Annotated in this window: 29 protein-coding genes; 7 read left to right on the top strand and 22 right to left on the bottom strand. The window is 73.1% G+C overall.

The features are described from left to right. Positions 1–103: 103 nt before the first annotated feature. The 12 genes from HEP81_RS24660 to HEP81_RS24605 all read right to left on the bottom strand — a co-directional run bounded on the left by HEP81_RS24660 (position 104) and on the right by HEP81_RS24605 (position 10,565). On the bottom strand, positions 104–925 hold the full coding sequence (locus HEP81_RS24660) for an alkaline phosphatase family protein (protein ID WP_243279584.1): 822 nt from the start codon (positions 923–925) through the stop codon (positions 104–106). Positions 926–995: 70 nt separating this feature from the next. Beyond that, positions 996–2,051, bottom strand: a complete 1,056-nt coding sequence (locus HEP81_RS24655) for a 2-aminoethylphosphonate ABC transporter substrate-binding protein (protein ID WP_037651529.1) — start codon at positions 2,049–2,051, stop codon at positions 996–998. 54 nt (positions 2,052–2,105) lie between these two features. After that, entirely contained in the window at positions 2,106–2,903 is a 798-nt protein-coding gene (locus tag HEP81_RS24650) for an ABC transporter permease (protein WP_172636959.1), read from the bottom strand. Further along, the gene (locus tag HEP81_RS24645; RefSeq protein WP_051849863.1) at positions 2,890–3,768 is read right to left on the bottom strand and encodes a 2-aminoethylphosphonate ABC transporter permease subunit; all 879 of its coding nucleotides are present in this window, start codon (positions 3,766–3,768) and stop codon (positions 2,890–2,892) included. Before HEP81_RS24645 ends, HEP81_RS24650 begins: the two co-directional genes overlap by 14 nt. Beyond that, positions 3,761–4,807 carry an ABC transporter ATP-binding protein gene (locus HEP81_RS24640; RefSeq protein WP_037651528.1) on the bottom strand — a complete coding sequence of 349 codons (1,047 nt, stop codon included), beginning with the start codon at positions 4,805–4,807 and terminating at the stop codon, positions 3,761–3,763. The genes HEP81_RS24645 and HEP81_RS24640 overlap by 8 nt, the downstream gene beginning before the upstream one ends. A gap of 1 nt (position 4,808) precedes the next feature. Continuing rightward, positions 4,809–5,507 (bottom strand): HAD family hydrolase, encoded by a 699-nt coding sequence (locus HEP81_RS24635; RefSeq protein ID WP_037651898.1) that lies wholly within the window; start codon positions 5,505–5,507, stop codon positions 4,809–4,811. Between the two features lie 8 nt (positions 5,508–5,515). Next, positions 5,516–6,640: a TIGR03364 family FAD-dependent oxidoreductase gene (locus tag HEP81_RS24630; protein ID WP_078967137.1), complete on the bottom strand. Its 1,125-nt coding sequence runs from the start codon at positions 6,638–6,640 to the stop codon at positions 5,516–5,518. A gap of 153 nt (positions 6,641–6,793) precedes the next feature. Beyond that, the gene (locus HEP81_RS24625) at positions 6,794–7,549 is read right to left on the bottom strand and encodes a GntR family transcriptional regulator (protein WP_037651526.1); all 756 of its coding nucleotides are present in this window, start codon (positions 7,547–7,549) and stop codon (positions 6,794–6,796) included. Between the two features lie 38 nt (positions 7,550–7,587). After that, the gene (locus HEP81_RS24620; RefSeq protein WP_157854314.1) at positions 7,588–8,544 is read right to left on the bottom strand and encodes a hypothetical protein; all 957 of its coding nucleotides are present in this window, start codon (positions 8,542–8,544) and stop codon (positions 7,588–7,590) included. Between the two features lie 90 nt (positions 8,545–8,634). Then, entirely contained in the window at positions 8,635–8,910 is a 276-nt protein-coding gene (locus tag HEP81_RS24615) for a hypothetical protein (protein ID WP_037651523.1), read from the bottom strand. A gap of 64 nt (positions 8,911–8,974) precedes the next feature. Next, the gene (locus tag HEP81_RS24610; RefSeq protein WP_063755197.1) at positions 8,975–9,310 is read right to left on the bottom strand and encodes a hypothetical protein; all 336 of its coding nucleotides are present in this window, start codon (positions 9,308–9,310) and stop codon (positions 8,975–8,977) included. Between the two features lie 121 nt (positions 9,311–9,431). Continuing rightward, positions 9,432–10,565 (bottom strand): ROK family transcriptional regulator, encoded by a 1,134-nt coding sequence (locus tag HEP81_RS24605; protein ID WP_037651522.1) that lies wholly within the window; start codon positions 10,563–10,565, stop codon positions 9,432–9,434. A gap of 56 nt (positions 10,566–10,621) precedes the next feature. Between HEP81_RS24605 and HEP81_RS24600 the strand changes: the two genes are divergently transcribed. The 3 genes from HEP81_RS24600 to HEP81_RS24590 all read left to right on the top strand — a co-directional run bounded on the left by HEP81_RS24600 (position 10,622) and on the right by HEP81_RS24590 (position 13,191). Then, positions 10,622–11,686, top strand: coding sequence for a Gfo/Idh/MocA family protein (locus HEP81_RS24600; RefSeq protein WP_037651520.1), 1,065 nt, complete (start codon positions 10,622–10,624; stop codon positions 11,684–11,686). Beyond that, entirely contained in the window at positions 11,683–12,195 is a 513-nt protein-coding gene (locus tag HEP81_RS24595) for a heme-degrading domain-containing protein (RefSeq protein ID WP_037651518.1), read from the top strand. The genes HEP81_RS24600 and HEP81_RS24595 overlap by 4 nt, the downstream gene beginning before the upstream one ends. Before the next feature lie 120 nt (positions 12,196–12,315). Further along, a complete protein-coding gene (locus HEP81_RS24590) occupies positions 12,316–13,191 on the top strand; it encodes an LLM class F420-dependent oxidoreductase (protein ID WP_037651517.1) in 876 nt (291 codons plus the stop codon). Between the two features lie 216 nt (positions 13,192–13,407). On the opposite strand, the gene HEP81_RS24585 is transcribed toward HEP81_RS24590, so the two are convergent. From HEP81_RS24585 to HEP81_RS24570, 4 genes are all read right to left on the bottom strand, one after another. Then, positions 13,408–14,265: a fumarylacetoacetate hydrolase family protein gene (locus HEP81_RS24585; RefSeq protein WP_037651516.1), complete on the bottom strand. Its 858-nt coding sequence runs from the start codon at positions 14,263–14,265 to the stop codon at positions 13,408–13,410. Between the two features lie 136 nt (positions 14,266–14,401). Further along, complete coding sequence (locus HEP81_RS24580) at positions 14,402–15,121, bottom strand: YidC/Oxa1 family membrane protein insertase (protein ID WP_037651515.1); 720 nt, start codon at positions 15,119–15,121, stop codon at positions 14,402–14,404. Between the two features lie 90 nt (positions 15,122–15,211). Continuing rightward, positions 15,212–15,538: a DUF6412 domain-containing protein gene (locus HEP81_RS24575; protein ID WP_037651512.1), complete on the bottom strand. Its 327-nt coding sequence runs from the start codon at positions 15,536–15,538 to the stop codon at positions 15,212–15,214. Between the two features lie 49 nt (positions 15,539–15,587). After that, positions 15,588–16,115 (bottom strand): winged helix-turn-helix transcriptional regulator, encoded by a 528-nt coding sequence (locus tag HEP81_RS24570; RefSeq protein ID WP_172636956.1) that lies wholly within the window; start codon positions 16,113–16,115, stop codon positions 15,588–15,590. A 154-nt stretch (positions 16,116–16,269) separates the two neighbouring features. Here HEP81_RS24570 and HEP81_RS24565 point away from each other — a divergent pair, with 154 nt between their 5' ends. Beyond that, on the top strand, positions 16,270–17,751 hold the full coding sequence (locus tag HEP81_RS24565) for an MFS transporter (protein WP_078967153.1): 1,482 nt from the start codon (positions 16,270–16,272) through the stop codon (positions 17,749–17,751). A 35-nt stretch (positions 17,752–17,786) separates the two neighbouring features. On the opposite strand, the gene HEP81_RS24560 is transcribed toward HEP81_RS24565, so the two are convergent. From HEP81_RS24560 to HEP81_RS24550, 3 genes are all read right to left on the bottom strand, one after another. Next, the gene (locus HEP81_RS24560; protein WP_037651508.1) at positions 17,787–18,569 is read right to left on the bottom strand and encodes a class E sortase; all 783 of its coding nucleotides are present in this window, start codon (positions 18,567–18,569) and stop codon (positions 17,787–17,789) included. A 75-nt stretch (positions 18,570–18,644) separates the two neighbouring features. Beyond that, on the bottom strand, positions 18,645–19,379 hold the full coding sequence (locus HEP81_RS24555; protein ID WP_037651506.1) for a TIGR03943 family putative permease subunit: 735 nt from the start codon (positions 19,377–19,379) through the stop codon (positions 18,645–18,647). Continuing rightward, positions 19,376–20,368, bottom strand: a complete 993-nt coding sequence (locus HEP81_RS24550; protein WP_375139888.1) for a permease — start codon at positions 20,366–20,368, stop codon at positions 19,376–19,378. The genes HEP81_RS24555 and HEP81_RS24550 overlap by 4 nt, the downstream gene beginning before the upstream one ends. A 311-nt stretch (positions 20,369–20,679) precedes the next feature. On the opposite strand from HEP81_RS24550, the gene HEP81_RS24545 reads away from it, so the two are divergent. Both HEP81_RS24545 and HEP81_RS24540 read left to right on the top strand, forming a co-directional pair. Continuing rightward, a complete protein-coding gene (locus HEP81_RS24545) occupies positions 20,680–21,690 on the top strand; it encodes a hypothetical protein (protein ID WP_037651503.1) in 1,011 nt (336 codons plus the stop codon). 97 nt (positions 21,691–21,787) lie between these two features. Beyond that, the gene (locus tag HEP81_RS24540) at positions 21,788–22,201 is read left to right on the top strand and encodes a very short patch repair endonuclease (RefSeq protein WP_051849861.1); all 414 of its coding nucleotides are present in this window, start codon (positions 21,788–21,790) and stop codon (positions 22,199–22,201) included. A gap of 111 nt (positions 22,202–22,312) precedes the next feature. Here HEP81_RS24540 and HEP81_RS24535 read toward each other — a convergent pair whose 3' ends face one another. Next, complete coding sequence (locus tag HEP81_RS24535) at positions 22,313–22,921, bottom strand: DUF2267 domain-containing protein (RefSeq protein ID WP_243279582.1); 609 nt, start codon at positions 22,919–22,921, stop codon at positions 22,313–22,315. Positions 22,922–23,102: 181 nt separating this feature from the next. After that, positions 23,103–23,528, bottom strand: a complete 426-nt coding sequence (locus tag HEP81_RS24530; protein ID WP_172636954.1) for an Hsp20/alpha crystallin family protein — start codon at positions 23,526–23,528, stop codon at positions 23,103–23,105. A gap of 194 nt (positions 23,529–23,722) precedes the next feature. On the opposite strand from HEP81_RS24530, the gene HEP81_RS24525 reads away from it, so the two are divergent. Further along, the gene (locus tag HEP81_RS24525; RefSeq protein WP_037651499.1) at positions 23,723–24,025 is read left to right on the top strand and encodes a hypothetical protein; all 303 of its coding nucleotides are present in this window, start codon (positions 23,723–23,725) and stop codon (positions 24,023–24,025) included. A 73-nt stretch (positions 24,026–24,098) separates the two neighbouring features. On the opposite strand, the gene HEP81_RS24520 is transcribed toward HEP81_RS24525, so the two are convergent. Beyond that, positions 24,099–25,691, bottom strand: coding sequence for an MFS transporter (locus HEP81_RS24520; RefSeq protein WP_078967136.1), 1,593 nt, complete (start codon positions 25,689–25,691; stop codon positions 24,099–24,101). Positions 25,692–25,719: the final 28 nt, after the last annotated feature.

Genomic DNA, 25,719 nt, shown 5'->3' with positions numbered 1-25,719 from the left:
TTGTGCGTCTCCTGGCATGCGTGAGATCTACGAGCGGGGGCCGGAACCACGGCGTACCGACGCCCCCAGCCTAATCAGCCCCGGCTGATCCGTACCCCCCCGATCAGCCGGTGGCCGGCGGCGCGCGCAGGGGGCGCCCGTCCAGGTCCCAGGCCGGGTCGAGGGCGAGTCCGAGATGGGCGAGGGCGGTGGCGGCCACGTCCGGCATCCGTACGTCCGTGCGGACCGAGCCGGGCGCGAGGCCGTCGCCGACGGCGATCAGGAAGGTTTCCCGTTCCGGGAGGCTGGGGCCGCCGTGGCCGCCGGTGTCGGTGTGGCCGTGGTCGGCGGTGACCAGCACCAGCCAGTCCTCATCCGCGGGCCGCGCCCGGACCGCGGCCACCATCCGTCCGACCTGGGCGTCGGCGCCGCGGATGGCCTCCAGGTACCGCGGGGAGGCGGCGCCGTGCCGGTGGCCGGCGTCGTCGATCGCGTCCAGCTGGACGAACAGGGCGTCCGGGTTCCCGTGTCGCAGCTCGGCGACCGCCCGGTCCGTCGTACCGGCGTCGTACTCCGCGTCCGGCGTGGCCACCCGGGTGCCGACCCGCGCGGAGAAGACCTTCTCGGCGAGCGGCGCCCAGGAGGTGATCGCGCAGGTGGCCAGGTCGCGCTCGGCGGACGCGAGCCGGGTGAGGAAGTCCGGGTAGCGCGCGAACGCGTTGCCGGTGAAGGAGTTGTCCCGCACCCGGTGCTTGGCGGGCCGGGCACCGGTGAGGATCGTGGCCCAGCCGGGCCCGGACAGCGTGGGCGCGCCCGGCTCGATGAGGCTCGGCGCGGTGAGCCCGGCGGCCGTCAGCGCGGCCAGGTGGGGCGCGTCGGCGTCCTCGATGCGGCCGAGGAGGGCGCCGTCCAGACCGATGACGAGCACTTTGGGCGTACGGGGCACGGAAACCTCCGAGGAGAGGGCGGCAGGGCGCCGCCCCGGCGCGGGCCGGGGGCGGCGCCCTGCCAATCAATCAGCTCCCGGTCGCCGACTTCCAGTCCTCGACGTACGACGTCAGGTTCTTGTCGATGTCGTTCCAGTCCGGCTGGAAGAAGTCGACGCCGTCCATCAGCTTGGTGAGGGCGATGGCGTTGGCGTCCGTGGCCTTGACGTCCTCGCGGGCCGAGAAGCCGCCCCCGATGGAGCTGACCTCGGCCTGCGCCCGCCGCGCGAGCATGAAGTCGAGCAGCTTCTTGCCGTTGGCGCTGTGCGGGGCCTTCGTGACCAGGCCCGCGGCGTACGGCAGCGCGAAGGTGGAGGGCTTGCCGTCCTTGCCCGCCGGGAACCAGATGCCGAGATTGGGCATGGTCTTGGACTGGGCGTAGTTCATCTGGACATCGCCGTTGGCGACGAGCAGTTCGCCCTTGTCCACCTTGGGCGCGAGCTTGCCGGTGGAGGCGGACGGGCCGACGTTGTTGGCCTGGAGCCTCTTCAGATAGGCGAGGGCCTGGTCCTTGCCGCCGAGGTCGTGCATGGTCTGGAGCAGCACGGCCGTGCCGTCACCGGCGACACCCGGGGTGGAGTACTGGAGCTTGTTCTTGTACGAGGCGTCGAGCAGGTCGTCCCAGGTCTTCGGCGCCGTCTTCAGCTCCTTCTTGTTGTAGACGAAGCCGAAGTAGTTGTTCACGACGGAGGTCCAGGTGCCGTCGGGCGCCTTGTCGGCGCCGCTGACCGCGGTCGAGCCCTCGGGCTCGTACTTCTGGAGCAGACCCTTGGCGTCGGCCTCCTGGATGAACGGCGGCAGCGTGACCAGCACATCGGCCTGCGGGTTGCTCTTCTCGCGGACGGCGCGCTGCACCACCTCGCCCGAGCCGCCCTCGACGTACTTGACCTTGATGCCGGTCTTCTTGGTGAAGTCCGCGAAGACCTTGTCGTACCAGCCGTCCCCGTTCTCGCCCTTGAGGCCGTCCGCGCTGTAGACGGTGACCTCCTTGGCGTCGGAGGCGGCGGAGGAGGAACCGCAGGCGGACAGCGCGGGGGCGGCGAGCAGGGCGACGGCTATGGCGAGCGAGAGTCTGGTCCTGGACATGGCGAGACGAACTCCTGGCGTTCTCAGGGCGATCGGGGGTACGGGAGTGGCTGGTCAGCGGTACGACGCCCGGGTGCGGACCCGGGAGACGGCGAACAGGACGAGCAGGGTCGCGGCCATCAGCACCACGGCGACGGCGGAGCCGGTGAACAGGGCGCCGCGGTCGGTGGCCGCGTAGATCAGGACGGGCAACGGGGTCCAGTCCGGCGGATAGAGCATCATCGTGGCGCTCAACTCGCCCATGGACAGGGCGAAGCAGAGGCCGGCGGCCGCGGTCAGTGAGGGCAGCAGCAGGGGCAGCCGTACCCGCCACAGCACATAGGAGGGCCGGGCGCCGAGGGAGGCGGCGGCCTGTTCGTAGGCCGGGTCGAGGCGGGTGATCGCCGCCGACACGGACTGGTGGGCGAAGGCGGTGACCAGCACGGTGTGCGCGAGGATCACGATCCACCGGGTGCCGTTGAGCAGCAGCGGCGGCTGGGAGAAGGCCACCAGGACCGACAGGCCCACCACCACGGAGGGCACGGCGACCGGCAGCACGAACAGGGCGTCCAGCACCCGTTTGCCGCGCTTTCCCAGGGCCGCTGCGGCGAGCGCCGCCCAGGTGCCGACGACCAGCGCGAGAAGGCTGGCGCCGGTGGCGGTGAGCAGGCTGGTGACGAGCGCCTGGAGGGCCTCGCCGCGGGTCGCGGAGCGGTAGTTGGCGAGCGTCAGGCCCGAGGGCAGGACGCTGGACCAGTGGGTGGCGAAGGAGGCGCCGAGCACCACGAGCAGCGGCAGCGCGAACAGCGGCAGGAAGAGGACGAGGAACACCGCCCACAGGGCCCGTCCGGCCCATCGGCTATGCACCAGCACGACGGCTCACCACCCGGTAGAGGCCGTAGAGACCCACGGAGATCAGGACGTTGACCACGGCGACCACACAGGCGCCCGGATAGTCGGACTCCAGGATCGCCTTGCTGTAGACGAGCATCGGCAAGGTGGTGACCCCCTTCGCGCCGGTGAAGAGCACGATGCCGAACTCGTTGAGGCAGAGCACCAGGACGAGGCTGCCGCCGGCCGCGAGCGCGGGCAGCGCCTCCGGCAGGATCACCTGGCGTACGATCCGCGGCGCCCGCGCCCCCAGCGCACTGGCCGCCTCCAGCTGGGCGGTGTCCAGCTGCGAGAACGCGGCGAGCAGCGGGCGCATCACGAACGGCGTGAAGTAGGTGATCTCCGCGAGCAGTACGCCCCAGGGTGTGTTCAGGAACTGGAACGGCCCCTGCGCGGCGCCCGTGAGTCCGGTCCAGGCCCCGTTGGCCATGCCGACGCCGCCGTAGATGAACAGCAGGGCCAGCGTGATCAGGAAGGACGGGAAGGACAGGAACACATCCACGAACCGCGCCACCGCCTTCGCCCCGGGGAACGGCACGAAAGCGATCACCAGCGCCAGCAGGAACCCCAGCACCAGGCACCCGGCGGTCGACGCGAGCGCCAGCCACACGGTGGTCCACAACGCCTGCTGGAACGCCTCCGAGGCGAACACATCGGCGTACGGCTGGACAGAGGTCCCTCCGCTGTCCGGCCGGAAGGACTGCTGGACGACGAGGGCGAGGGGGTAGAGGAAGCAGAGGGCGAGGCCCGCGAGGGGAGGCAGGGCCCAGACGAGCGCCCTGAAGGGGCGCGGGGAGCTGCGCGACCGGCCACGGCCGAGCCGCACTCCCGGTACGGCATCAGCCATGACCGACCCCCGCGCGCAGCAGCACCGCGTCATCGGGAGAGAAGTGCAGCGTGACCTCGTCACCCCGCCAGGGCGGGTCCCTCAACTCCCGTACGTCCGCCATGACATCGTGCTCGCCGATCCTGACGTGGAGCCGGTGCGTGGACCCTCGCCACTGGATCTCCTGGACGATGCCGGTGAGTTGATTGGGGCCCTCACCGATCCCCACGAGATGCGGCCGGACGCACAGCGTGGCCCGCGCCCCCGCGGCCACGCCCGCCGTGTCGACCTTCACCTCCCGGCCCGCGAGGTCGACACCGCCCGAACTCACCGTCACCGGCAGCAGGTTGGCGCCGCCGACGAAGGAGGCCGTGAACGCGTCGGCGGGCGCCCGGTACAGCTCCTTCGGCGTCCCGCACGCCCGCAGCCTCGCCTTGTCCATCACCGCGATCCGGTCCGCGAGGGTCAGTGCCTCGACCTGGTCGTGGGTGACATACAGCATCGAGACCTCGGGCAGCTCCCGGTGCAGCCGGGCGAGTTCCGCGAGCATCCCGGAACGCAGCTGTGTGTCGAGCGCGGACAGCGGCTCGTCCAGGAGGAGCACGCCGGGCCGGATGGCGAGCGCGCGGGCGATGGCGACGCGCTGCTGCTGGCCGCCGGACAGCTCGCGCGGATGGCGGCGGGCGTAGCCGGCCATGCCGGTCATCTCCAGGGCCTCGCCGACCCGTTGCCGTATCTCGCTCCTGGCGGTGCCGCGCGCCTTGAGCCCGAAGGCCACGTTCTCGTCGACCCGCAGATGCGGGAAGAGCGCGTACTGCTGGACGACCATCCCGATGCCCCGCCGGTACGGCGGCAGGTCCGTCACGTCCCGGCCGCCGAGGAGCACCCGCCCGGACGTGGGCCGAACGAACCCGGCGACCGCCCGCAGCGCGGTGGTCTTGCCGGAGCCGGACGGCCCGAGGAGCGCCATGACCTCGCCGGGCTCGACGGTCAGATCGAGACTGTCGAGGACGACATTGCCGTCGTAGGCGACCGTGACGGAATCGAAGCGGATGCTCATCTCACCGGGCTCCCGTGAGCAGCGCGGGCAGGTCGGCCACCGAGTCCAGGACCCGGGTGGCGCCCGCCGCCTGGAACTCCGCGTCGCCGTGGGCCCCGGTGCGTACGCCGGCGACCAGCCCGGCCCCGGCGCGCACGCCGCTGAGCACGTCGTAGGAGGTGTCCCCGACCACGGCGACCTGCCGTACGTCCTCGGCGGCCTTGGTGCGCAGGAACGCCTCAAGGACCATGTCGGGGAAGGGCCGCCCGCGCCCGCCGGCGTCGGCCGGGCACAGGGTGAGCGGCACCAGGTCCGCCCAGCCGAGGGCGGCGAGGACGGCGTCCTGGGTGATCCGGGCGAAGCCGGTGGTCAGGACGACGGCGCGGCCGCTCGCGAGCAGTTCCTCGATGGCCTCGCGGGCGCCGGGGACGGGGGCGATCAGACCGGCGTCGACCAGTTCGCCGTACGCCTTCTCGAAGGCGGCGTTGGCGCGCCGGGCCCGCTCCTCGTCCCCGAACAGGTGCCGGAAGACGGAGATCTTGGACTCGCCCATGGTGGCGCGGACGTAGGCGAGGTGCTCGGCGTGCTCGGCCGTGCCCTCCTGGACGCCGAGTTCGGCGGCGGCCACGGCGAAGGCGCGCTCCACGAGGCCGCCGTCGGCGACGGTCGTACCTGCCATGTCGAGGACGACGAGCCGGATGTCGGGGGAAGTGTCGGTCATGGGGGTGCTCACCAGCCCAGTTCGTTCGCGGTGGTCTCGGCTATCGCGGGGGAGCAGGTCATGCCGCGCCCGCCGGGCCCGGTGACCAGCCATACCCCGTCGGCGACCTGCTGGCGGTGCACGACGCGGGACGTGTCGGTGCACTGCGCGTACACGCCCGCCCAGCGGTGCCGGACGCGTGGCAGCGGCCGGCCCAGCAGGTGCTCCACGACGCCGGTCAGGTGCTCGTACGGCTCCTCGACGGTGTCGAAGGCGAAGGGGTGCTCGTACTCATGGGTGTCGCCGATGGTCAGGCCGCCGTCGGCGCGCTGCACCATGAGCAGCTGCATCTTGTGCGCGGCCGCCGTCTCGGACTGCGGCTGGCCGGCGTTGAGCGCGTCGAGCGCCTTCGAGGCGTAGGCCGGGTAGTAGCGGAAGCTGTCGCCGTCGGCGACCGAGGTCGGCAGCGGCTCGCCCAGCGGGTCGGTCTGCATCATCTGGAGCCGGACCCGGCGCACCGGCAGGTCGGGGCCCGCCAGCTCGCGGACCAGGCCGCCGAGCCAGGCGCCGGTGGCGAGTACGACCGCGTCGGCGTGGTGCACGTCCCCGTGGTCGTCGCGGACGGCCCCGGTACCGACCACCTCGCGGACCTCGCGGCCCGGCAGGAAGGTGTAGTTGGAGGACCTGCGCAACTCCTCGCGCAGGGCGAGCTGCGCGGTGCGCGGCTCGACTGCGGCGTCCCGCTCGCAGAAGAGGGCGGCGCTGAACTCGCCGCGCAGGGCGGGGTTGACGGCGCGGGCCTCGCCCGGGGTCAGCAGCTTGTAGCCGCGGGCCGCGGCGTCCGGGCGGGCCACGGCGGCCTCGGCGACGGCCAGTTCCAGCTCCGTGCGCACCGGGGTCAGGGAGCCGGTGGCACGGAAGCCCAGTTTGGCCACCCGGCCGCCGATGCCCTCCCACAGCTCCCGCGCCCGCAGCGCGGTCTCCAGCTCTTCCCCCCCGGCCCTGCCACTGACCCAGATCTGTCCGAAGTTGCGCAGCGAGGCGCCGCGCGCCTCGGCCTCCCGCTCGATCTGGACGACCTCGTGGCCACGTTCGATTGCTTGCCAGGCGTGCATGGTGCCGACCACGCCACCTCCGACGACTGTCACTCTCACGGCGCCAACGGTGCTCGGGGGCGGGTAACCGGAGGCGTCCGCCGGTCGACGGGGGCGTGAACTGCCCATCACGTTTGGGCTAGACCCGTTATCTTCTCGTGATCAAAGGTGAGGTGACTATGTCCGGATCTCTCTACCGAAAGAGGACTTTCCTCAGCCCTGGAGGTGGGCGGTGAAGGAGAACCGGTCCCCCCGGTACAGCGACCGCACCCGCTCCAGCGGCCGGCCGGCGGTGTCCCGGGACACCCGGTGGATCAGCAGCATCGGCAGGGCGGGCGGGGTGCCGATGAGCAGCGCCTCACGGGGCGTGGCGAGCACGGTCTCCAGACGCTCGTCGGCGTCGCCGAAGCCGATGCCCTGGGCGGCGAGATAGCCGTAGAAGGAGGAGTCGGCGTCGAAGTCGGCGTCCAGCCGGGGCACCCGCTCGACCGCGACATAGGTGCTCTCCAGGCCGACCCGCTCCTCGTCCGCGAGCAGCACCCGCTCCAGGTGCCAGACCGGCTCGCCCCTCGTCAGCCCGGTCTCGGCGGCCAGGGGCGCCGGGCAGGGGAAGCGGTCGAGGGTGACGAGGGTACGGCCGGGGGTACGGCCCTGGCGGCGCACGCCCTCGGTGTAGCTCGCCAGCGACAGCGGCTGGGCCAGCTTGGGCCCGGCCACCACGGTCCCGCGCCCGCGCCTGCGCAGCCGCCCCTCCAGCACCAGCTCCCGCACCGCCTGGCGCACCGTCTCGCGGGCGACGTCGTAGCGCTCGGCGAGGTCCCGCTCGGTCGGGATGACGCTGTCCTCCCCGAGCTGCTCCAGCAGTCCGGCGATCCTCGCCTTCACCGCGTAGTACTTCGGGATCCGGCCGTGCTCGGGGATGCCGGACCGGACGGGGGCGCCTGGGGCCTGCTCATACGGGTAGTCCACGCAGGGATCGTTGCAGATGGAGGTGGCGGCACCTCAACTCAGCGGCGTCTGCGGGCCAGGAGGAACGCGGCTCCGGTCACACAGAGCAGGGCACCGGCGGCGGCGAGCAGGCCGTGGGTGAGGGCGGGGCCGGTCCGGGCGAGCTCGCGGGCGCGCCGCCCGGCCTCCTGGGCGTCCCGGGCGAAGGGGAGGGAGGGGACGGGGGCGGTGCCCGTGGGGCGCGGGGTGCCGGGCCCGGCGGAGCCGGTGCCGGGGGCCGGGGTGCCGGGGCCGGTGCTGCCGCCGGTGCCCTGAGTCTGCCCCGCGCCCGTGCCCGTACCCGTGCCGGTGAGGTCCTGGGCCACCGGGGTGCCGTCCTGGTCCCCGGGCGGCTCGGGCGCCGGGGACATCGGGGTGCCGACCCCGAACCGGTAGGCGTTGGACTCGCCCACCCAGTCCCCGTCCTGACCGCGTCGCTGCACGGCGGCCGCGTTGGCGGTGACCTGGTCGGGTACGGCGGCCTCCTGGGTGAGCGCGAGGCGGACCCGCACACTGACCGTCTTGCCGGGCGGTACGGAGAAACCGCCGAATCCGGGTGCGTCCAGCACGCCGACCAACTCCTTCTCATCGGTGCTCTCGAACGTCACCGGGTGGACGCGGGAGCCGTCGTCGAAGTCCAACCGGGCCTGCCCGGCCTTGAGTTCGTGCCGGTCGTCGACGAGGACGACGACCGGGCGGATGCCCGCGCAGGAGCGGCGGGTGGTGTTGGTGAGATCGATGTACCAGGTGCTGGAGCCATCGCCGGGCTGGTACTCGGTGGGGCCGCCGCGGATCCGGGTGGCCAGCGGGAAGGCGTGCTCACCGGGCACGGCGCAGGGGGGCGCGGGGGTGGCGGCAGCGACCGGGAGGGGGCCGCCGAGAGCCGACGCCGGAAAGGGGGCGAGGACGGCGGCCGCGGCGAGGCCGAGGGGGCGGAGGGAGATGCGGCCGGGGGACAGGGACGTACGCAGTCGCATGAACACATGACCATGCCGGGTCAGGGGCGGAGGGCCGGGCCGCCACTCCGGGGCGGCCCGGAATGCCGCTCGATCGGCCGAGACGGTCGGTCAGGACGCGCCGGCGCAGACCCGCTCGGCCTCGGTGGACGTCGAGTTCCGTACGCTCTCGGCCTTTTGCAGCGCCTGCCGCTGGGCGGTGCCGGGGTGTCCGCCGTCGGCGATGCTGCGCAGCAGGTCGGTCTTCAGGCCGTCGTAGTAACGCTCCGCCTGCTGGGCGGCGGCGAGGGCCTTGTCGCAGTCGGTCCGGGGGGCGGCGGCGTGGGCCGTGGGCACGGCGAAGGAGAACGCGAGAAGCGCGACGGCACCGGCCGCGAACGTTCGCATGGACCTCATGGGAACCTCCGGTGTGACGGGTCGTTCGGGTCGTACGTACGGCTACGGCTACGGCTCAGGAGGACAACGTGACGACGCGCCCGCTGCCCTTCACCTCCACACATGCCTGGTACGGATCGGGGTTCCCCTGCCGCTCCCCGCACTTCCAGCGGGCCCCGGCCGCGCCCACCTCGGCCCCGGTCGGCGCGCCGTGCCAGACCTTCGTATAGGCGGCCGCGACCTGGCGGGCCACGCCGCAGGTCACCCCCTTGCCCGCGAGCACACCGAGCCCGGAGGCGGGATCGGCTCCGCAGTACCGGACGCTCGCGCCCTGCGCCGCGACGGCCGTGCCGCCCCCGGAAACGCAGAGCAGACCGATTCCGATCGCCCCGACGAACACTCTGGCCCTCATCGACCCCACCGGGCACCTCCGTCCCACGAGCAACCCCAACAGCATGAGTACCCATGTCCGGCCCCGGCGCTCGCGCGGCGCGCCCGAAATCCGACGGCCCGGCACGGCCCTCGTCAGCCCCTCACCCCTCACCCCTCCCGAAGACCCGCGCCCCCAGCACCATCTCCGCCGCCCCCTCCGCCACGACACGCTCCCCCTGGCGCACCACATCCACCGCGACCCCCTCCCGGAGCCCCTCCCGCCGTGCCCGCGCGTCCAGCTCGGCCGACACCCCCCGTATGAACGGTTCCGGGTCCGCCAGCACGGTCCGCCCCCCGAGCAGCACCCGGTCGATGTCCAGCAGCCCCACCAGATTCCCGGCCCCCACCCCGAGGACCCGCGCCGCCCGCTCCGTCTCGCCCCGTGCCACCGCGGACAGGCACAGCGCCTCCAGGCACCCCCGGTCCCCGCACTCGCAGCGCGGCCCGTCCAGCTGGACGACCTGATGCCCGAACTCCCCCGCCCCGGTCCGCGCGCCCCGGTGCACCCGCCCGCCGATCACGAGCCCGGCCCCGAGTCCCGTACCGAGGTGCAGATACGCGAACGATCCGCCCGCGCCCCCGACCGCGAGCCCCACCGCCGCCGCGTTCGTGTCCTTGTCCACGACCACCGGCACCCCCAGCCGATCGCCCAGCGCTTCCCGCAGCGGGAAGCCGTCCCACCCCGGGAAGCCGGTCACCCGGTGCAGCACCCCCCGCACATGGTCGAGCGGCCCCGGCAGGGCCACCCCCACGCCCAGCAGCGACCCCGCCTCGGCGAGCTCTCCGAAGGGCCCCAGGCAGGAGCGGACCAGCCCCGTCACCGCCTCCACGACCACCCCGAGCACAGCCTCTGCGCCCGCCCCGAGGTCCAGCTCACCACGCCGCTCCCCCACCACGGCACCGTCCAGTCGCACGAGCACCACGCGCAGCGCGTCCCGGTCCAGCTGCACCCCCACCGCGTGCCCCGCCTCCGGCACCAGGCGCAGCACGGTACGCGGCTTGCCGCCCGTGGACGCCCGGCGGCCGGCCTCGGCCGCGAGCCCCGTCTCCCGCAGCCGTCCGGTGATCTTGCTGACGGCCTGCGGGGTCAGCCCGGTCCGCTCGGCCACCTCCAGCCTGCTGATGCCCTCCGCCCCGGCCCCGCGCAGCAGCCCGAGCACGAGCGCGCTGTTGTGCGACCGCACCGCCCCCAGGTTCGCTCCGGCCCGCCCGCTGTTCACCCTGTCCTCGCTCACACGCCCATTGTCCTCGTCGCTTGCACTTTGGCAACAGCGTTGCGAAAGTAGAGGGCATGAGCACTCCCCTCCGCGTCGGCCTGGTCGGCTACGGCCTCGCCGGCTCCGTCTTCCACGCCCCCCTGATCACCGCCACCGAGGGCCTCGTCCTCGACACGGTCGTCACCTCGAACCCGGAGCGGCAGCAGCAGGCCCGCGACGCGTTCCCGGATGTGACGCTCGCCGCGACCCCCGAGGAACTCTTCGCCCGTGCGGACGAGTTGGACCTGCTCGTCATCGCCTCCCCGAACAAGACGCATGTCCCGCTCGCCACCGCGGCCCTGGAGGCGGGCCTGCCCGTGGTCGTGGACAAGCCGGTCGCCGGCACCGCCGCCGAGGCCCGGGCGCTCGCCGCCCTCGCCGAGGACCGCGGCCTGCTGCTGTCCGTCTTCCAGAACCGCCGCTGGGACAATGACTTCCTCACCCTGCGCGCCCTCCTCGAAGACGGCGCGCTCGGCGACGTACGCCGCTTCGAGTCCCGCTTCGAGCGCTGGCGCCCGCGCCCCAAGGGCGGCTGGCGCGAGTCCGGCGACCCCGCGGAGATCGGCGGGCTGCTCTACGACCTCGGCAGCCATGTCGTCGACCAGGCCCTGGTGCTGTTCGGCCCGGCGGCCGAGGTGTACGCGGAGGCCGACGTCCGCCGTCCGGGCGCCGAGGCCGACGACGACACCTTCATCGCGCTCACCCATGCGAGCGGCGTCCGCTCCCACCTCTACGTCTCCGCGACCACCCCACAACTCGGCCCGCGCTTCCGGGTACTGGGCTCCGAGGCCGGCTATGTGAAGTACGGCCTCGACCCCCAGGAGGCCGCCCTGCGCGAGGGGCTGCACCCCGGCCCCCGGTGGGGCGCCGAGCCCGAGTCCCTGTACGGCCGGATCGGCGCCGGTGAGTCCCCGCTGACCGGCGGCGGCACCCCGGTGAAGACCCTGCCCGGCGACTACCCCGCCTACTACGCGGCCGTCGCCGCCGCCCTCACCGGCGCGGGCCCCAACCCGGTGACCGCCCTGGAGGCGGCCGCCGCCCTTGACGTACTGGAGGCGGCCCGCAGGTCCGCCCAGGAGAAGGTGACGGTGACCCTGTGACCACACAGCAGCAGCAGCTCGCGCCCTCCATCGAGGAGTTGGAGGAGCAGGAACAGCGCCTGACGTTCGACCGGTTCACGTACGACGACGCGTGGGCGCTCGGCTCCCTGATGGTCGAGCTGGCCCGTGAGCGCCGGCTGCCGGTGGCGATCGACATCCACCGCGGCGGACAGCAGCTCTTCCACGCGGCCCTGCCCGGCTCCGCCCCGGACAACGACGCCTGGATCGTCCGCAAGCGCCGGGTGGTCGAGCGCTACGGCGCCGCCTCCTATCTGGTCGGCTCCCGCTTCCGCGCCAAGGGCACCACCTTCGAGAACTCCTCCCGCCTCGACGCGGACACCTACGCGGCGCACGGCGGCTCCTTCCCGATCCGTCTGGAGCAGGCGGGCATCATCGGCGCCGTGACCGTCTCGGGCCTGCCCCAGGTCGAGGACCACCGGCTGGTGGTGGCGGCGCTGGAGAAGTTCCTCGGCCGCCCGGCTCGGCCCCCCGGCGGTTCGACCGACTGAGGGAACCGGGCGATCAGACCGAGGGAACCCGGGAATCAGCGGGAACGCCCTCCGGTTGGCAGTGGGCACAGACGTGATGATCACAACAGCACCGCCCCACCCTCCGGAGGGATCGCCCGCATGAGTCAGAGCACAGGCACGCTGAAGCAACGCCTCGGCCGGCACGGCGTCTGGGACGTCGCGCTGCGCGCGGAGGACCCCGCGCGCCGCGGCGAGCAGGAGGACGCCGCCGCCGAGCTGGAGGAACTCGACTTCGGCGCGATCTGGCTCGGCGGCAACAGCACCGCCGCGAACGCCACCCCGCTCATCGAGGCCACCCACCACATCACGGTCGGCACCAGCATCCAGAGCGTGTGGCAGCAGGACGCCGCCACGACCGCGGCCGACTTCGCCCGGCTGGAGTCCTCCCACCCCGGCCGCTTCCTCCTGGGCCTCGGCGTGAGCCACGGGCCCCGGGTGGAGGGCTACCACCGCCCCTACTCCGCGATGGTCGACTACCTGGACGCGCTGGACAAGGCCGGTGTCCCGGCCGGCCGCCGCGTCCTCGCCGCCCTCGGCCCCAAGATGCTGAACCTGGCCGGGGACCGCGCGGCCGGCGCCATCCCCTACCTCGTCACTCCCGAGCACACGGCGAAGGCCCGCGAGATCCTCGGCCAAGGCCCGCTGCTCGCCCCGGAGTTCAAGGTCGTCCTGGAGCAGAACCCGACCCGCGCCCGCGAGATCGCCCGCGCCTATCTGGCCCGCTACCTCGAACTCCCCAACTACACCAACAACTTCCTCCGCCTCGGCTTCGACGAGTCCGATGTCGCGGGCGGCGGCAGCGACCGGCTCATCGACGCGGTCTTCGCCTGGGGCGACGACGACCGGATCCGCCGCCGTGTGCACGCCTTCCACGAGGCGGGCGCCGACCATGTGGCCCTCCAGGTCGTCACGGAGGAAACGGGCCACACCATCCCCCGCGAACAATGGCGCAGGCTGGCCTTGCTGCTGCGGTGACCGGGCCACCCCTCTTACCCCCCCGGCCACCGCCCGTTCGAGGCGTTCTCCCCCGCCCTGATCCGGCTGGGGCCCGCGGCACGCGTGCCCCGGCCCCGACCGGATCAGGGGCGCGGGGCTGTCCGGACGCACGACTGCGCCGTGCGGGCGCGACGGACCACGAACCGACCGCGCCCGACGGCGAGGACCCGTACCCCGGCCGCCCCGGCGGAGCGCCTACGCGTCCTTGAACTCCTGCCGCTGCCGCCCGAGCCCCTCGACCTCCAGCTCCACCACGTCCCCGGCCCGCAGATACGGCTTCGGCTCGGGATGCCCCATCGCCACTCCGGCCGGCGTCCCCGTGTTGATCACGTCACCGGGATACAGGGTCATGAACTGGCTGACGTAGCGCACCACTTCACCGACCGGGAAGATCTGCTCGGCCGTGGTGCCGTCCTGCTTCAGCTCCCCGTTGACCCACAGCCGCAGCGACAGCCGCTGCGGATCCGGGACCTCGTCGGCCGTCACCAGCCAGGGCCCGAGCGGGTTGAACGTCTCGCAGTTCTTGCCCTTGTCCCAGGTCCCGCCCCGCTCGATCTGGAACTCCCGCTCGGAGACATCGTGCGCGACCGCGTACCCGGCGACCTGCGCGAGCCCCTCCTCGGCCGACTCCAGGTAGCGTGCCGTCCGCCCGATGACGACGGCCAGCTCCACCTCCCAGTCGGTCTTGGCGGAGCCGCGCGGCACCAGCACGGTGTCGTGCGGCCCGACCACCGTGTCCGGCGCCTTGAAGAAGACGACCGGCTCGGCGGGCGGCTCGGCGCCGGTCTCGCGCGCGTGGTCGTGGTAGTTCAGCCCGATGCACACGATCTTCCCGATCCGCCCGAGCGGCGGCCCGACGCGCAGCCCCGCCGCGTCCAGTACGGGCAGTGCACCGGCGGCGGCCGCGTCCCGCACCCGCCCGAGCGCGGCGGCGTCGGCGAGCAGCGATCCGTCGATGTCGTCCACGAGTGCGGACAGGTCACGCAGGGTTCCGTCGGCGTCGAGCAGCGCGGGCCGCTCGGCCCCCGTCGTACCCACTCGCAGCAACTTCATGGTCACCCTCTCCCTCGATCGCGGGCGCCCGGCCGACGTGTGCGGCCGTCGGAGGGCTGGACGATCCTCCAATCACCCCGTCCACCCGGCAAGACCCTGTTCACGTACTGGACCGTAACCCCGGCGGGTCCGGCCGCTACGGCTGCCGGTACAGCGCCGCCCGCTCCACCGCGCTCCACGTCGTGCTGGTGACGACGTACAGAGCGGCGGCCAGCGGTACGACGGCCACGCTGACCAGGGTGAGGAAGGACAAAAACGGCATCACCTTGCCGACCGCGCCGAGCCCCGGCACCTGCTCCTCGCCACCGGCGGCGGCCATGACCGGGTTCTGCGCCATCTGGTTCTTCGTGCGCAGGTAGTTGAAGGTGGCGACGCCCGCGACCAGGGCGAACAGCACCAGGTAGACCACCCCGGCGCCGCCGAACAGCCCGCCACCGGCGAGCGCGTCGGCCCACCGTCCGCCGAGCGGCGCGGCGAACAGCCGGTGGTCGAGCAGCGCGTTGCCCGAGGTGCTGGAGAACAGGTGGTACAGGAGGAAGAACGCGGGGAGCTGGAGCAGGCTCGGCAGGATGCCGGACAGCGGCGAGACCTTTTCCTCGGTGTGCAGTTCGAGCAGCGCCTTGCGGAACCGCTCCTGGTCCTTGCCGTGCCGCTTGCGCAGCTCGGCGATTCTCGGCTGGAGCGCGGCACGGGCCCGCTGACCCCGGGCGGCGGCACGGGAGAGCGGGTGGACGAGGAGTCGTACGAGCGCGGTGAACAGGACGATCGCGGCGGCGGTCGCGGAGCCGTGGCAGAGCGGTGCGAGCAGGTCGGCGAGCCGCTCGACCAGGTGTGCGAACACGGAGAAGACGGACATGGGTGAGCCCTCCGGGGGTCTCGTCGTGCCGGGGAAAGGTGAGTTCGGCAGAACGACCCGCGCGGGGTCACGGCATACGAGGAGCGTGCCCTACGCGGCGGTCGCCGGAAGGGTCCGCCCGGGCGCCCGGGGCCTGCGGCGGCCGCGCGCGTCGGGATCACGCTGGGGCAGGAAGGCCGTACGCCGGGCCCGGTCGCGTATCGCCGTACGGATACGGGTGGGCGGTACGGCGGGTGCGCGGCCGGCGGCGATCAGGGTGCACAGGGCGAGCGCGGAACCGGCGGCGGCGGTCGCGGCGAGGGCGACGGCGGTGGTGAGGCCACCGGTGTCGAGGAGCGCGAGGGGGAGCAGGAAGAACAGGGGGGCCAGCAGGAACGCGACGGCGCGGCCGGGGCCACGGCCCATGGTCCCGCTCATCCTCGCCCCCTCCCCTGACTCCACTGATCGGTGCTCGTCCCGCACCGGATTATGCCTGGTCGGTCTCCATGGGCTCCAGCAGCCGGCGCGGCTTGAGGAGCGCGCGGCTGATCGGATCCACCGGGTCCGGATCGAGACCGGGGCCAGGCTCCATGAGAACGTCGGCGACCGGCACGATGGTTCCGCACCGGGCGCATTCGCCGTACGGGCCGAGTTCGGTGCCGCAGTCGGCATGCCGGAAGTAACGCAGCCGGCCGTCGGTGAAGTGCTCGCGGCCCCAGGCGCCGAGGGCGCGCAGGGTGGGCCACAGGGCGATGCCGCGCTCGGTGAGCACGTACTCGTCGCGGGGCGGCGACTCCTGGTACCGGCGCTTCTCCAGGATCCCCTCCGCGGTCAGCGTCTGGAGCCGGGCGGCGAGGACGGCGCGCGGGATGCCGAGGTGGACGAGGAAGTCGTTGTAGCGCCGTACGCCGTACAGCGCGTCCCGTACGACGAGCAGCGTCCAGCGCTCGCCGACGATCTCGAGCGCGCGGGCGATCGAGCACTCCTGTGTCGCGTAGTCCTTGCCCAGTGCCATGCCCTCCACTGTAGCCACTTTCCGACGATAGGTTCAGTCATCGAACCGAGCGTGTTACGGTGGCCGGGACAGCTAGGTTCAGTGACCGAACTGAGGACTTGCCATGACCGGGCTCGATTCCGCCGCAGTGGGCGAGGCGCACGAGGCGCCGGGAGTGCGAGAGGCGGCGCGTGGAGCGCGTGGAGCGCGCGAGGCACCGGGGGCGGGCAGCGCTCACGACTCGAAGCCGGCCCCGGGCAGGGGCCCGCACCCGGGATCACACCCGGAATCACACTCGGGCCCGCGCCCTGGGCCGGGCTCCACCGTCCCCTCCCCCGTCCGCCCCCGCGCCACCCTCGCCCTCGTCAGCGCGGCGACCGCCGTGACCCTGATGAACTACACGGCCCCGATGGTCACGCTCCCGGGGACCGCGGCCGCCCTGCACACCCCGCTCTCCGGCCAGGCATGGCTCCTGAACGGCACCCCGCTGGGCCTCGCCGCCCTGCTCCTGGTGGCCGGCAGCCTCGCCGACGACTACGGCCGCCGCCGGATCTTCCTCGCCGGCACCCTGGCCCTCGGTGTGACCACCGCGCTCGGCGCGCTGACCACCTCGACCTGGCAGTTCACCCTGGCCCGCATCGCCCAGGGCGCCGCCAGCGCGGCCCTGCTGGCCAGCGCCCTCGGCCTGATCGTGCACGCCTTCCCCAGTCCGCGCGGCCGGCTGCACGCCACCGGTGTCTGGGGCGCGTTCGTCAGCGGCGGTATCGCGGCGGGCCCCCTGGTCGCGGCCGCGCTGCCGAACTGGCGCGTCGGCTACGGCGTCCTCGGCGCCCTCGCCCTGCTCCTGGCCGCGCTCGGCACCCGCACCCTCGCCGAGTCCCGCGCACCCCGCGGCGGCCGCCCCGACATACCCGGCGCACTGACCTTCGGACTCGCGCTGGTCGCCCTGGTCGCGGCGCTGACGCTGGGCCGGGACGGCTGGCTGCGGGCGCCGGTGGGCCTGCTCCTGGCGGCGGCCGTGGCGCTGATCGCCGTCTTCGTCGCCGTCGAACGGCGCTCCGGCACCCCGATGATCGACCTGGGCCTGCTGCGCCACCGCCGCTTCCTGGCCTCCTCGGCGGGCGGCCTGTTCACGGGCCTCGCGGTGATCGCCGTCTTCAGCTATCTGCCCTCGGTCGTCCAGCGGACCATGCACCTCTCCCCGCTGGCCACCGCCGGTCTGCTGCTGCTCTGGTCCGGTCTGAGCTTCGGCGTCGCCCTCCAGGTCAAGCGCCTGACCATCCCCCCGCGCGGCCAACTCGCCCTGGGCTTCGCCCTGCACGCCGTCGGCGCCCTGACCATGCTCGGCGCCATCGGCTCCGGCTCCTGGACCCGGCTGCTGCCCGGTCTGATCATCAGCGGTGTGGGCAGCGGCCTCCTCAACGGCGCCCTTCCGCTCCTCGCCGTCGAATCCGTCCCGCGCGAACGCGCCGCCATGGGCTCCGGCGCCCAGCAGACCCTGCGCTACATCGGCTCCAGCGTCGGCGTCGCCCTGACCATCGCCCTCGCCACCTCCGGCGGCCACCTCGCCCACGGCACGAACCTCGCCCTGCTGGTCTCGGCGGGCCTGGCGGTCACGGGCGCGATCGGCGTGCTGGTGCTGCGGGACCGGAAGTAGGCCACCACCGGGGCGGTCGCTACCGGGAGCGGTCGCTACCGGGGGCGGACCGACACCAGCTTCCCCCACACCGCCATCCGGTACCGGGAGGTGAACTCGGGCGTACAGGTGGTGAGGGTGATGTAGCGGCCCGGCTCGCGGTACCCGTACCCCGGCCGGACGAGGGAGCGCGGAACAGGCCGTACGACCCCGGAGTCCGTCGCCGAGGTCCGCGGCAGCACGCTGTCCACGTCGTACGTGTACGTCGCCGCCCCCGTCTCCACCTCGATGGCGTCCCCGCGCCGCAGCCGGGGCAGGTACCGGAAGGGCTCCCCGTGGGTGTTCCGGTGCCCGGCGAGCGCGAAGTTCCCTTCCTGGCCCGGCTGTTGGGTGCCCGGGTAGTGGCCGACGTATCCCTTGTCCAGGACGTCCGCCTTGCCGACGCCCTCCGCGACGGGGACACGCAGCCCGAGCCGGGGGACGACGAGGACGGCGTACGCCTGGGCGGGGCGGGGCCGGACGACGGGGTACGACGGCCGCCGCGACGGATTCGGCGCGAGGGGTGCGGGTGCCGTCGGCTCGGGTGTCGTGGGCGGGCCCGTCTCCGGCGCGGGGCCGTCGGCAGGCGGCCCCCACCGCCTCTCCAGCGCCGCCACCGTCCGCTCGGCCCCCTGCCGCGCCTCCCGGTTGGTCCACCACAACTGGTGCGCCACCAGCAGCAGGAGCAACACCCCGACGGTGACGAGCAGTTCACCGCCACCGAACAGGATCCGCCGGTGCCGGACACTTCTACGTCGATCCCCGTGCCCGACGACCCGGACGCCCGCCGCGGTCCGCATCCGCACACCACCTCCACCGGGAGCCGCCCGCACGATAGGCGCGCCGCCCTCAACTGGCCAGAGGGAAGCCCGGTTTCAGGAGGTGCGCGCGGTGGGCAGCGGAAGGGCGTCCTGGTAGCCGTTGACGGGCCGGGGCACCTTCTTGACGGTACGGGCGTCCAGCGCGACCGCCGCGGAAGAGGTGCCCAGGGTGCCGGCGGGGTGCCAGACGCCGGTGACCGTGACCCAGGTGTTCGCGGGCGGCACGGGACCGCCGTAGACCCGTACCTTCACCGACTGGGCGTCCGCCGCACAGCAGTTGATGATGATCCGGGTGAGATCCCAGCCACCCTTCCCGTGCGGTGTGACGATGCCGGTCATCAGGACGGTGCGCCCCTTGATGGCCCGCGCGCGGTCCTGCTGGACCCGGCTGGTGAAGTCGGACAGGGTCATCGGCAGCGGTGAGATGGCGGCCAGCGGCGCGAACTCGCTCTGCTGGACCATGGGTCTGGGCGGCTGCCGGGAGGCGGTGTAGGCGCCGAGGGCGGGCGGGGCGTAACAGAGCAGGCTGAGCGCGGGCAGCAGCAACAGCCAGGCGACGCGGGGCACATGCGAGTGATCGTGCCCGTGCGTGTCGTGCTCCCGCCGCCGCCCCCGCCGATCGAGAATCGCGCTCACGACCCCCAGCAGCACCAGGACGCACCCGGAGGCGATGAGCAGGGGCCGCATGCTCTCCTTGACGTACCGCAGGCACAGGTCGGTGACGAGGGAGATGCGCAGCAGGCCGAGCCCGCACAGCACCAGCAGCCCCGATTGCAGGGTCCGCTTCACAGCAGGGCACCTCCGATCAGCGCGCTGCACGCGACGGCGACGACAAAGGTGGCGGCGGAGAACCGTACGGCGAAGGCCCGCCCGAACGTGCCCGCCTGGAGGGCGATCAGCTTCAGGTCGACCATGGGCCCCACCACCATGAACGCCAGCCGCGCCACCGGCGGGAACCCGGTGAGCGAGGCGGCGAGGAAGGCGTCCGCCTCGGAGCAGACGGCGAGCAGCACGGCGAGGGCGGCCAGGAAGAGCACGGCCGGCCAGGGCGTGCCGGTGAAGGTGGCGAGCACGGAGCGCGGCACGCCGACGTTGAAGGTGGCGGCCGCCATCGCGCCCAGCACCAGGAACCCGCCGGCGTGCAGGAAGTCGTGCTGGAACCCGGCCCGGAACTCGTCCCACCTGCTGTGCCCGGCCTGGTGCCCGGTGTGCCGTACGGCGGGCCGCAGCCACTCGCTGCGCCCGAACCGCAGCCACAGCCACCCCATGGCGACGGCCGTCGCGAGGGAGGCGAGCAGCCGGGCCAGCACCATGGCCGGGTTGCCGGGGAAGGCGATCGCGGTGGCGGTGAGGACGACGGGGTTGATGGCCGGCGCGGACAGCAGGAAGGCGAACGCGGCGGCCGGGGTGACCCCCCGCCCGATGAGGCTGTTGGCCACCGGCACGGACGCGCACTCACAGCCCGGCAGCACCACCCCCGCGACCCCCGCCACGGGCACGGCGAGCAGGGGCCGCCGGGGCAGCATCCGCCGGAACACCCGCTCGGGCACGAAGGCGTTGATCGCCCCGGACAGGGCCGTACCGAGCAGCAGGAACGGCAGCGCCTGCACCGTCACCGCCAGGCACACGGTCCGCCACGCCTCGACGGCCGGGGCGTCCCCCCACCGCCCGACGAGGAAGAGCAGGGTGCCGGGCACGACGGCGGCCCCGACGAGCAGCAGCGGCCAGTACCGGGGCAGCGCCCCCGCGCCCTCGTCCTCCGCCCGGGCCGCGTCCAGCCCCTCCCGCTCGGCGTGGACCGACTCCCCCGTCACGCGCATCCCGACCCACGACCCCACGTCCAGATGTCCACACAGACCGGAGGTCCGCGTGGATGTCGATGTACGCACAGAAGATAGCGAGTGGTCCTGTGTACGGCGGGCCGGGGCGTGACAGCCCGGCACCCCCGCGCATCCACGGACCGGCGGACCGCTGGACCGGCGGACCGGTATATCCCGACAGCGGCCGTTATATGCGAGGTGTCCCCCTCAGGGATCACCCCACCGGACCGCCCTCACGTTTGTCGGCGCCCGGCAGTACGGTGTCCCCCATGCGCCCCGACACGCCTGCCGAGAACGTCGACCACACCGCCGAAGCGGCACGCCTGGAGCGGACCGCCGGCCTGTACCCGGAGGACGCCGAGGCCCTGCTCCTGCGGGCTGCCGCCCACCTGGAGCTGTCCGGCGACCGCCCCGCGGCCACCACCCTCTACGACCGCCTGCTGTCCACCCCGGCCACCCTGGAGAACCCGTCGCTGGTACGGGCCCTGAAGGCGTCCAACCTCTGGGAGTACGGCCATGAGGCCGAGGCCCGGGCGATCATCGACGGCATCCGTACGACGGCCCCGCGCGAGCCGGGCCCCTGGGTGATCATCGCGGAATCCCTGGAGGCCCACGACGAGCTGGAGTCGGCGGAGGAGACGTTCACGGAGGCGGCGCGGCTGCTGCTCCCGGACGCCGCGGAGCCCCCGCAGGCCCTCCACCCCCTCCTCTACGGCCGCCACCGCGTCCGCCGTATGCGGGGCCTGCCGCACGACGACTGGGACACCCTGGCCGACACCCTGCACACCGCGCCGGTCACCCTGGACGAGCTCCATGACCCCAAGCGCGTCTGGTCCCTCGGCTCGGACAACCCGGCCGAGCTGGAGGCCGAGATCTCCCGCCTGCGCACGGAACTGGGCGCCTACCGCGAGGCCCTCTCCCGCCCCTTCCCGGTGGCCGTCCTCCACTGGCCGGCCCCGGAACTGGCCGAACTCCTCTCGGCCTACCCCGCCCTCTCCACGGAGTACCCCTCCCACGAGTCGCACCTCGCGACCATAGAGTCCTCCCTCCGCGAACTCTCCACCTCCGGCACCGACAACCTCGGCATCGTCACGGGCACCGTCCCCTCCTACGAGGCCTTCGCCGCCTCCGAGGCAACCTCCCCCGACGACCCGACCCTGCTCCCCCAATACGCGACGACCCTCGCAGCCCGGGGCAAGGCGATCGCCTGGCCTCCGGGGAGGGGGGCGGGGTGCTGGTGTGGGGAGGGGCGGGGGTACGTGGAGTGCCACGGGGCGTAGGACAGTCCCCTTCCCGGGCTCCACTCGATGGTCCTCCCCCTGGCAAAATGCTCCCGTGTCCCACGTGACCCCTTCCTCAGCCGCCGTCTCCGCCCGCATGAGCAAGCAGGTGAGCAAGGACACGGCGGCCGAGCTGGCCGTACGCCGCCTCCTGCACGCGGCCGGGCTGCGCTATCGCGTGGAATACCCGGTGCCGGGCATGGCCCGACGCCGGATCGACGTGGCGTTCACCTCGACCAAGGTGGCCGTCCTCATCGACGGATGCTTCTGGCACGGCTGCCCGGAACACGCGACGCACCCGAAGGCGAACGCACAGTGGTGGCGCCAGAAGCTGGACCGCAACATCGCCCGCGACACGGAGACCACGGAACATCTCGTGGCCGCCGGCTGGGAAGTACTGCGCTTCTGGGAACACGAATCACCCGTCACGGTGGCCCTGCGCATCGAGGAGACCGTCCGCCGACGCCGAGCGGCCATGGAGCGGGGGCGACCCAGGGGGGCGGGGCGATGACCGGGCTGACGGGCTCACCGTCGCCAAGGACGGATGGGCCGCTCGGCCTCCGAGGGATTCTCCCAGCCCGGTTGGTCATCGCCGCTGGCATCACCAACTCGCTGAGCAAGGTCACGCCATAGCCGCCGCCAGCTCCGCCCTCCCGAACAACAACGCGTACCCCCGCGGCAGTTGAGACAGGACCTGGTCCGTCAGGGCGGGGCCGATTGTGGTGGAGACGGCGGTCAGGACCGAGCTGACGTCCCAGCGGGCCGTTGCCGGGGTGGAGTCGGGGAGCTGGGTGGACACCGAGTCCACGAATTCGCGGGCCGTCAGGGGGTGGGGCAGGGGGATCTGGGAGGCGATCAGGTGGCCGGCCTCCGGGGGGAGGGACTGGGCCAGGGCGACGCGTTCGTCGCCGGTGAGGTGGGTGCCGAGGGCGGTGAGGACGAGGCGGCTGAGGTGTTCGGCCTGTGCCCGGGTCGGGTAGCCGCCCGTCTCACGGACGGCCTCGGTCAGGGCCTCCCAGGTGGTCCGCGGGGCGGGCTTCGGTGCCGCCGCATTCTCCCGGCCGGCCCTCAAGGCAGACTCCGGCGCCCCCAAGTCCTTCGACGCGGCCCTTGAGGCTCCCTCCCGCGCCGCCAGGTCCTCCCGGGCGAGGCTCGGGGCGGGCCGCGGTGCCGTCGCGTTCTTCGCGGTGGGCCGCACAGCGGGCTTCGGCACCGTCGTGGTCATCGTCATGGCTCCTTCTGCGCTCCTTCTGCGCCCCCGCTGCCTCTGCGGGGGCGCGCGGGCGTCCGGTACGTCCGGTGGTTCCGTACCCCGTCGCCGTACGGGTGGATCGGGACGGGTGGGCAGGTCGGGGGGCCGAACGGCCCGGGGAGGGGCGGGACTTATGGGTACCGCCCCTCCCCGGAGGGGGTCAGCCGGTGAGCTGCTTGCGGGAGGGGGTGCCGCCGGTGATCCGGATGCGGCGCGGCTTCGCCTGCTCGGCGACCGGGATGCGCAGGGTCAGGACGCCGGACTCGTAGGAGGCGTCGATGCGTTCCGTGTCCAGGGTGTCGCCGAGGAAGAGCTGCCGGGTGAAGGTGCCCGTCGGCCGCTCCGCGACCAGCTTCTGCGCGTCCTCGGGGGCGGGATCGCGGCGCTCGGCGCGGACAGTGAGGACATTGCGTTCGACGTCCAGTTCGATCGTCTCCGGATCGATGCCGGGGAGGTCGAAGTGGACCAGGAATTCGTCACCGGAACGGTAGGCGTCCATCGGCATCGCCGACGGACGGGCGGTGCCACCGATCACCTGCTGCGCGAGTCGGTCGAGTTCGCGGAACGGGTCGGTACGCATGAGCATCACGGGTCACTCCCTTCTCAAGGTACTGGGTGCGATGCCCTACGCGTATTTATATAGCGCGCAGCCGGAAAGTTGACAAGCCGCGACTCAGGTTAGGTAAGCGCCGCCGCCCGCGCGCTAGCCTCGGCATCCTCTACGGACATTCGGATACGACGTCCGGACACGACGTTCGGATACGACATACGGAGGCATGCATGGCCAGGGTTCCCAGCGCTGTCGTCGCCGCGAGCGGGCTCGTCGGCGGGTACGGGGTCGCCCGGTGGACGAAGAAGCGGCCGCTCGGCGGGGCCGTGCTCGCCGTCGCCGGCGCCGCCGCCGCCCAGCAGTGGCGCAAGCAGGCCGGGAACGCCACCGCCGGTGTGCTGACCGCCGCCTATGTCGGCGCCTTCGCGGGATCCCACCCGCTCGCCAAGAAGATCGGCGCCTGGCCCTCCGTCCTCGGTGTCGCCGGTGCCGTAGCCCTCGCCTCCTGGGCCGTCGCCGACCGCAGGGCCTGAGCGGACAGGCGGGCCCAGGGCCAGGGACGGACGCGGGCAGGCGCGGGGCTCACGCCCTGCCCACCGCCGGGGCTCACGCCCTGCCCACCGTCGGCGGGCCCTGGGTACCGGCGCCCGGGCCCGCCGACGCCGCCGTACCCTCCGCGACCGCCGTCAACGGCGTCGCCACCTCCTCCAGCGGCCGCCGCTCCGCCCGCACCGCCAGCGCCGCCGCCACCAAGCCCGCCGCGCACATCAGCGCCGCCCCGATGGAGAAGGCCAGGACCGTGTCGCCGACCCGGCCCGTGCCGGTGAGGTCCGCGAAGAGCAGCGGGCCGCTGATACCGCCGGCCGCCGTACCCAGGGCGTAGAAGAAGGCGATGGACATCGCGCGCGTCTCCATCGGGAAGATCTCCGACACCGTCAGATACGCGCTGGACGCGCCCGCCGAGGCGAAGAAGAGAACCGCGCACCAGCACGCCGTCAGCGTCGTCGCGTTGAGCACACCCCGGTCGAACAGCCACGCCGTACCGAACAGCAGCAGACCCGACAGCAGATACGTCGAGGAGATCATCACCCGGCGGCCGACCGTGTCGAAGAGCTTGCCCAGCAGCAGCGGGCCGCAGAAGTTTCCGACGGCGATGACCGCGAAGTAGTAGCCCGTACGGTCCGTCGGCACCGCGAAGAACTTCGTCAGGATCGCGCCGAAGCCGAAGGTGATCGCGTTGTACAGGAACGCCTGCCCGATGAAGAGCGAGAAGCCGAGCACCGCGCGCCTGCGGTACCGCCCGAAGACCGTGTGGGCGATCTCCCGGAAGGTGACGCTCTTGCGCTGGTGGATGGCCAGCCGCGCGTCCGTCGCCGGCAGCCGGACGCCCTTCTCCGCCTCCACCTGCCGTTCGATGCCGGTGACGATCTCCTCCGCCTCCTCATCCCGGCCGTGGATCAGCAGCCACCGCGGACTCTCCGGGACGTGCCGCCGTACGAGCAGGATCACCAGCGCCAGTACGGCCCCCAGCGCGAAGGTCAGCCGCCAGCCCACGTTCATCGCCAGCAGGCCGGTGTTCAGCGCCACGATGGACAGCAGCGAACCGCCCACCGCGCCCAGCCAGAAACTGCCGTTGATGATCAGGTCGACACGGCCGCGGTAGTGGGCCGGGATCAGCTCGTCGATCGCGGAGTTGATCGCCGCGTACTCGCCGCCGATGCCGAAGCCGGTCAGGAAGCGGAAGAGGAAGAACCACCAGGCCTCCCAGGAGACCGCGGTCAGGGCCGTCGCCACCAGATACACCGCCAGGGTGATCATGAACAGCTTCTTACGGCCGTAACGGTCGGTCAGCCGGCCCCAGAACAGCGCGCCCACGCACGCGCCCGCGACATACAGCGCGGCGGCCGTGCCCGTGATCTGACCGGATGTGATCGACAGGCCGCTGCCCGGTTCGGCCAACCGGCTGGCGATGTTGCCGACGACCGTGACCTCCAGGCCGTCCAGGATCCATACGGTGCCGAGGCCGATCACGATCGTCCAGTGCCAGCGGGACCACGGGAGGCGGTCGAGGCGGGCGGGGATGTCGGTGCTGATGGTCCGCCCACCATCACCCGTCCGGCCGCCCGCACCGGCCTCCCCGGACGCCCCCGCAGACGCCCCCGCAGACGCCCCCGCGGACGATTTCTCGGCTCCTGTCATCGGCTTCCTCCTCGTCGAGGACGCCCCC

The sequence above is a fragment of the Streptomyces griseofuscus genome, from assembly GCF_014673495.1.
GTDB classification, from domain to species: Bacteria; Actinomycetota; Actinomycetes; order Streptomycetales; family Streptomycetaceae; genus Streptomyces; species Streptomyces murinus.
This window is presented reverse-complemented; position numbering and strand designations above follow the sequence as displayed.

What these genes read in the sequence shown, in the direction of transcription:
- HEP81_RS24570 (WP_172636956.1), bottom strand. Translation starts at nt 16,115, where the DNA reads ATGGCACTGGGCAAGGACTACGCGACACAGGAGTGCTCGATCGCCCGC.
- HEP81_RS24540 (WP_051849861.1), top strand. Translation starts at nt 21,788, where the DNA reads ATGAGCAAGCAGGTGAGCAAGGACACGGCGGCCGAGCTGGCCGTACGC.
- HEP81_RS24585 (WP_037651516.1), bottom strand. Translation starts at nt 14,265, where the DNA reads ATGAAGTTGCTGCGAGTGGGTACGACGGGGGCCGAGCGGCCCGCGCTG.
- HEP81_RS24645 (WP_051849863.1), bottom strand. Translation starts at nt 3,768, where the DNA reads ATGGCTGATGCCGTACCGGGAGTGCGGCTCGGCCGTGGCCGGTCGCGC.
- HEP81_RS24520 (WP_078967136.1), bottom strand. Translation starts at nt 25,691, where the DNA reads ATGACAGGAGCCGAGAAATCGTCCGCGGGGGCGTCTGCGGGGGCGTCT.
- HEP81_RS24610 (WP_063755197.1), bottom strand. Translation starts at nt 9,310, where the DNA reads ATGAGGGCCAGAGTGTTCGTCGGGGCGATCGGAATCGGTCTGCTCTGC.
- HEP81_RS24590 (WP_037651517.1), top strand. Translation starts at nt 12,316, where the DNA reads ATGAGTCAGAGCACAGGCACGCTGAAGCAACGCCTCGGCCGGCACGGC.
- HEP81_RS24575 (WP_037651512.1), bottom strand. Translation starts at nt 15,538, where the DNA reads ATGAGCGGGACCATGGGCCGTGGCCCCGGCCGCGCCGTCGCGTTCCTG.
- HEP81_RS24525 (WP_037651499.1), top strand. Translation starts at nt 23,723, where the DNA reads ATGGCCAGGGTTCCCAGCGCTGTCGTCGCCGCGAGCGGGCTCGTCGGC.
- HEP81_RS24535 (WP_243279582.1), bottom strand. Translation starts at nt 22,921, where the DNA reads ATGACGATGACCACGACGGTGCCGAAGCCCGCTGTGCGGCCCACCGCG.
- HEP81_RS24620 (WP_157854314.1), bottom strand. Translation starts at nt 8,544, where the DNA reads ATGCGACTGCGTACGTCCCTGTCCCCCGGCCGCATCTCCCTCCGCCCC.
- HEP81_RS24615 (WP_037651523.1), bottom strand. Translation starts at nt 8,910, where the DNA reads ATGCGAACGTTCGCGGCCGGTGCCGTCGCGCTTCTCGCGTTCTCCTTC.
- HEP81_RS24640 (WP_037651528.1), bottom strand. Translation starts at nt 4,807, where the DNA reads ATGAGCATCCGCTTCGATTCCGTCACGGTCGCCTACGACGGCAATGTC.
- HEP81_RS24655 (WP_037651529.1), bottom strand. Translation starts at nt 2,051, where the DNA reads ATGTCCAGGACCAGACTCTCGCTCGCCATAGCCGTCGCCCTGCTCGCC.
- HEP81_RS24545 (WP_037651503.1), top strand. Translation starts at nt 20,680, where the DNA reads ATGCGCCCCGACACGCCTGCCGAGAACGTCGACCACACCGCCGAAGCG.
- HEP81_RS24635 (WP_037651898.1), bottom strand. Translation starts at nt 5,507, where the DNA reads ATGACCGACACTTCCCCCGACATCCGGCTCGTCGTCCTCGACATGGCA.
- HEP81_RS24580 (WP_037651515.1), bottom strand. Translation starts at nt 15,121, where the DNA reads ATGTCCGTCTTCTCCGTGTTCGCACACCTGGTCGAGCGGCTCGCCGAC.
- HEP81_RS24530 (WP_172636954.1), bottom strand. Translation starts at nt 23,528, where the DNA reads ATGCTCATGCGTACCGACCCGTTCCGCGAACTCGACCGACTCGCGCAG.
- HEP81_RS24560 (WP_037651508.1), bottom strand. Translation starts at nt 18,569, where the DNA reads ATGCGGACCGCGGCGGGCGTCCGGGTCGTCGGGCACGGGGATCGACGT.
- HEP81_RS24600 (WP_037651520.1), top strand. Translation starts at nt 10,622, where the DNA reads ATGAGCACTCCCCTCCGCGTCGGCCTGGTCGGCTACGGCCTCGCCGGC.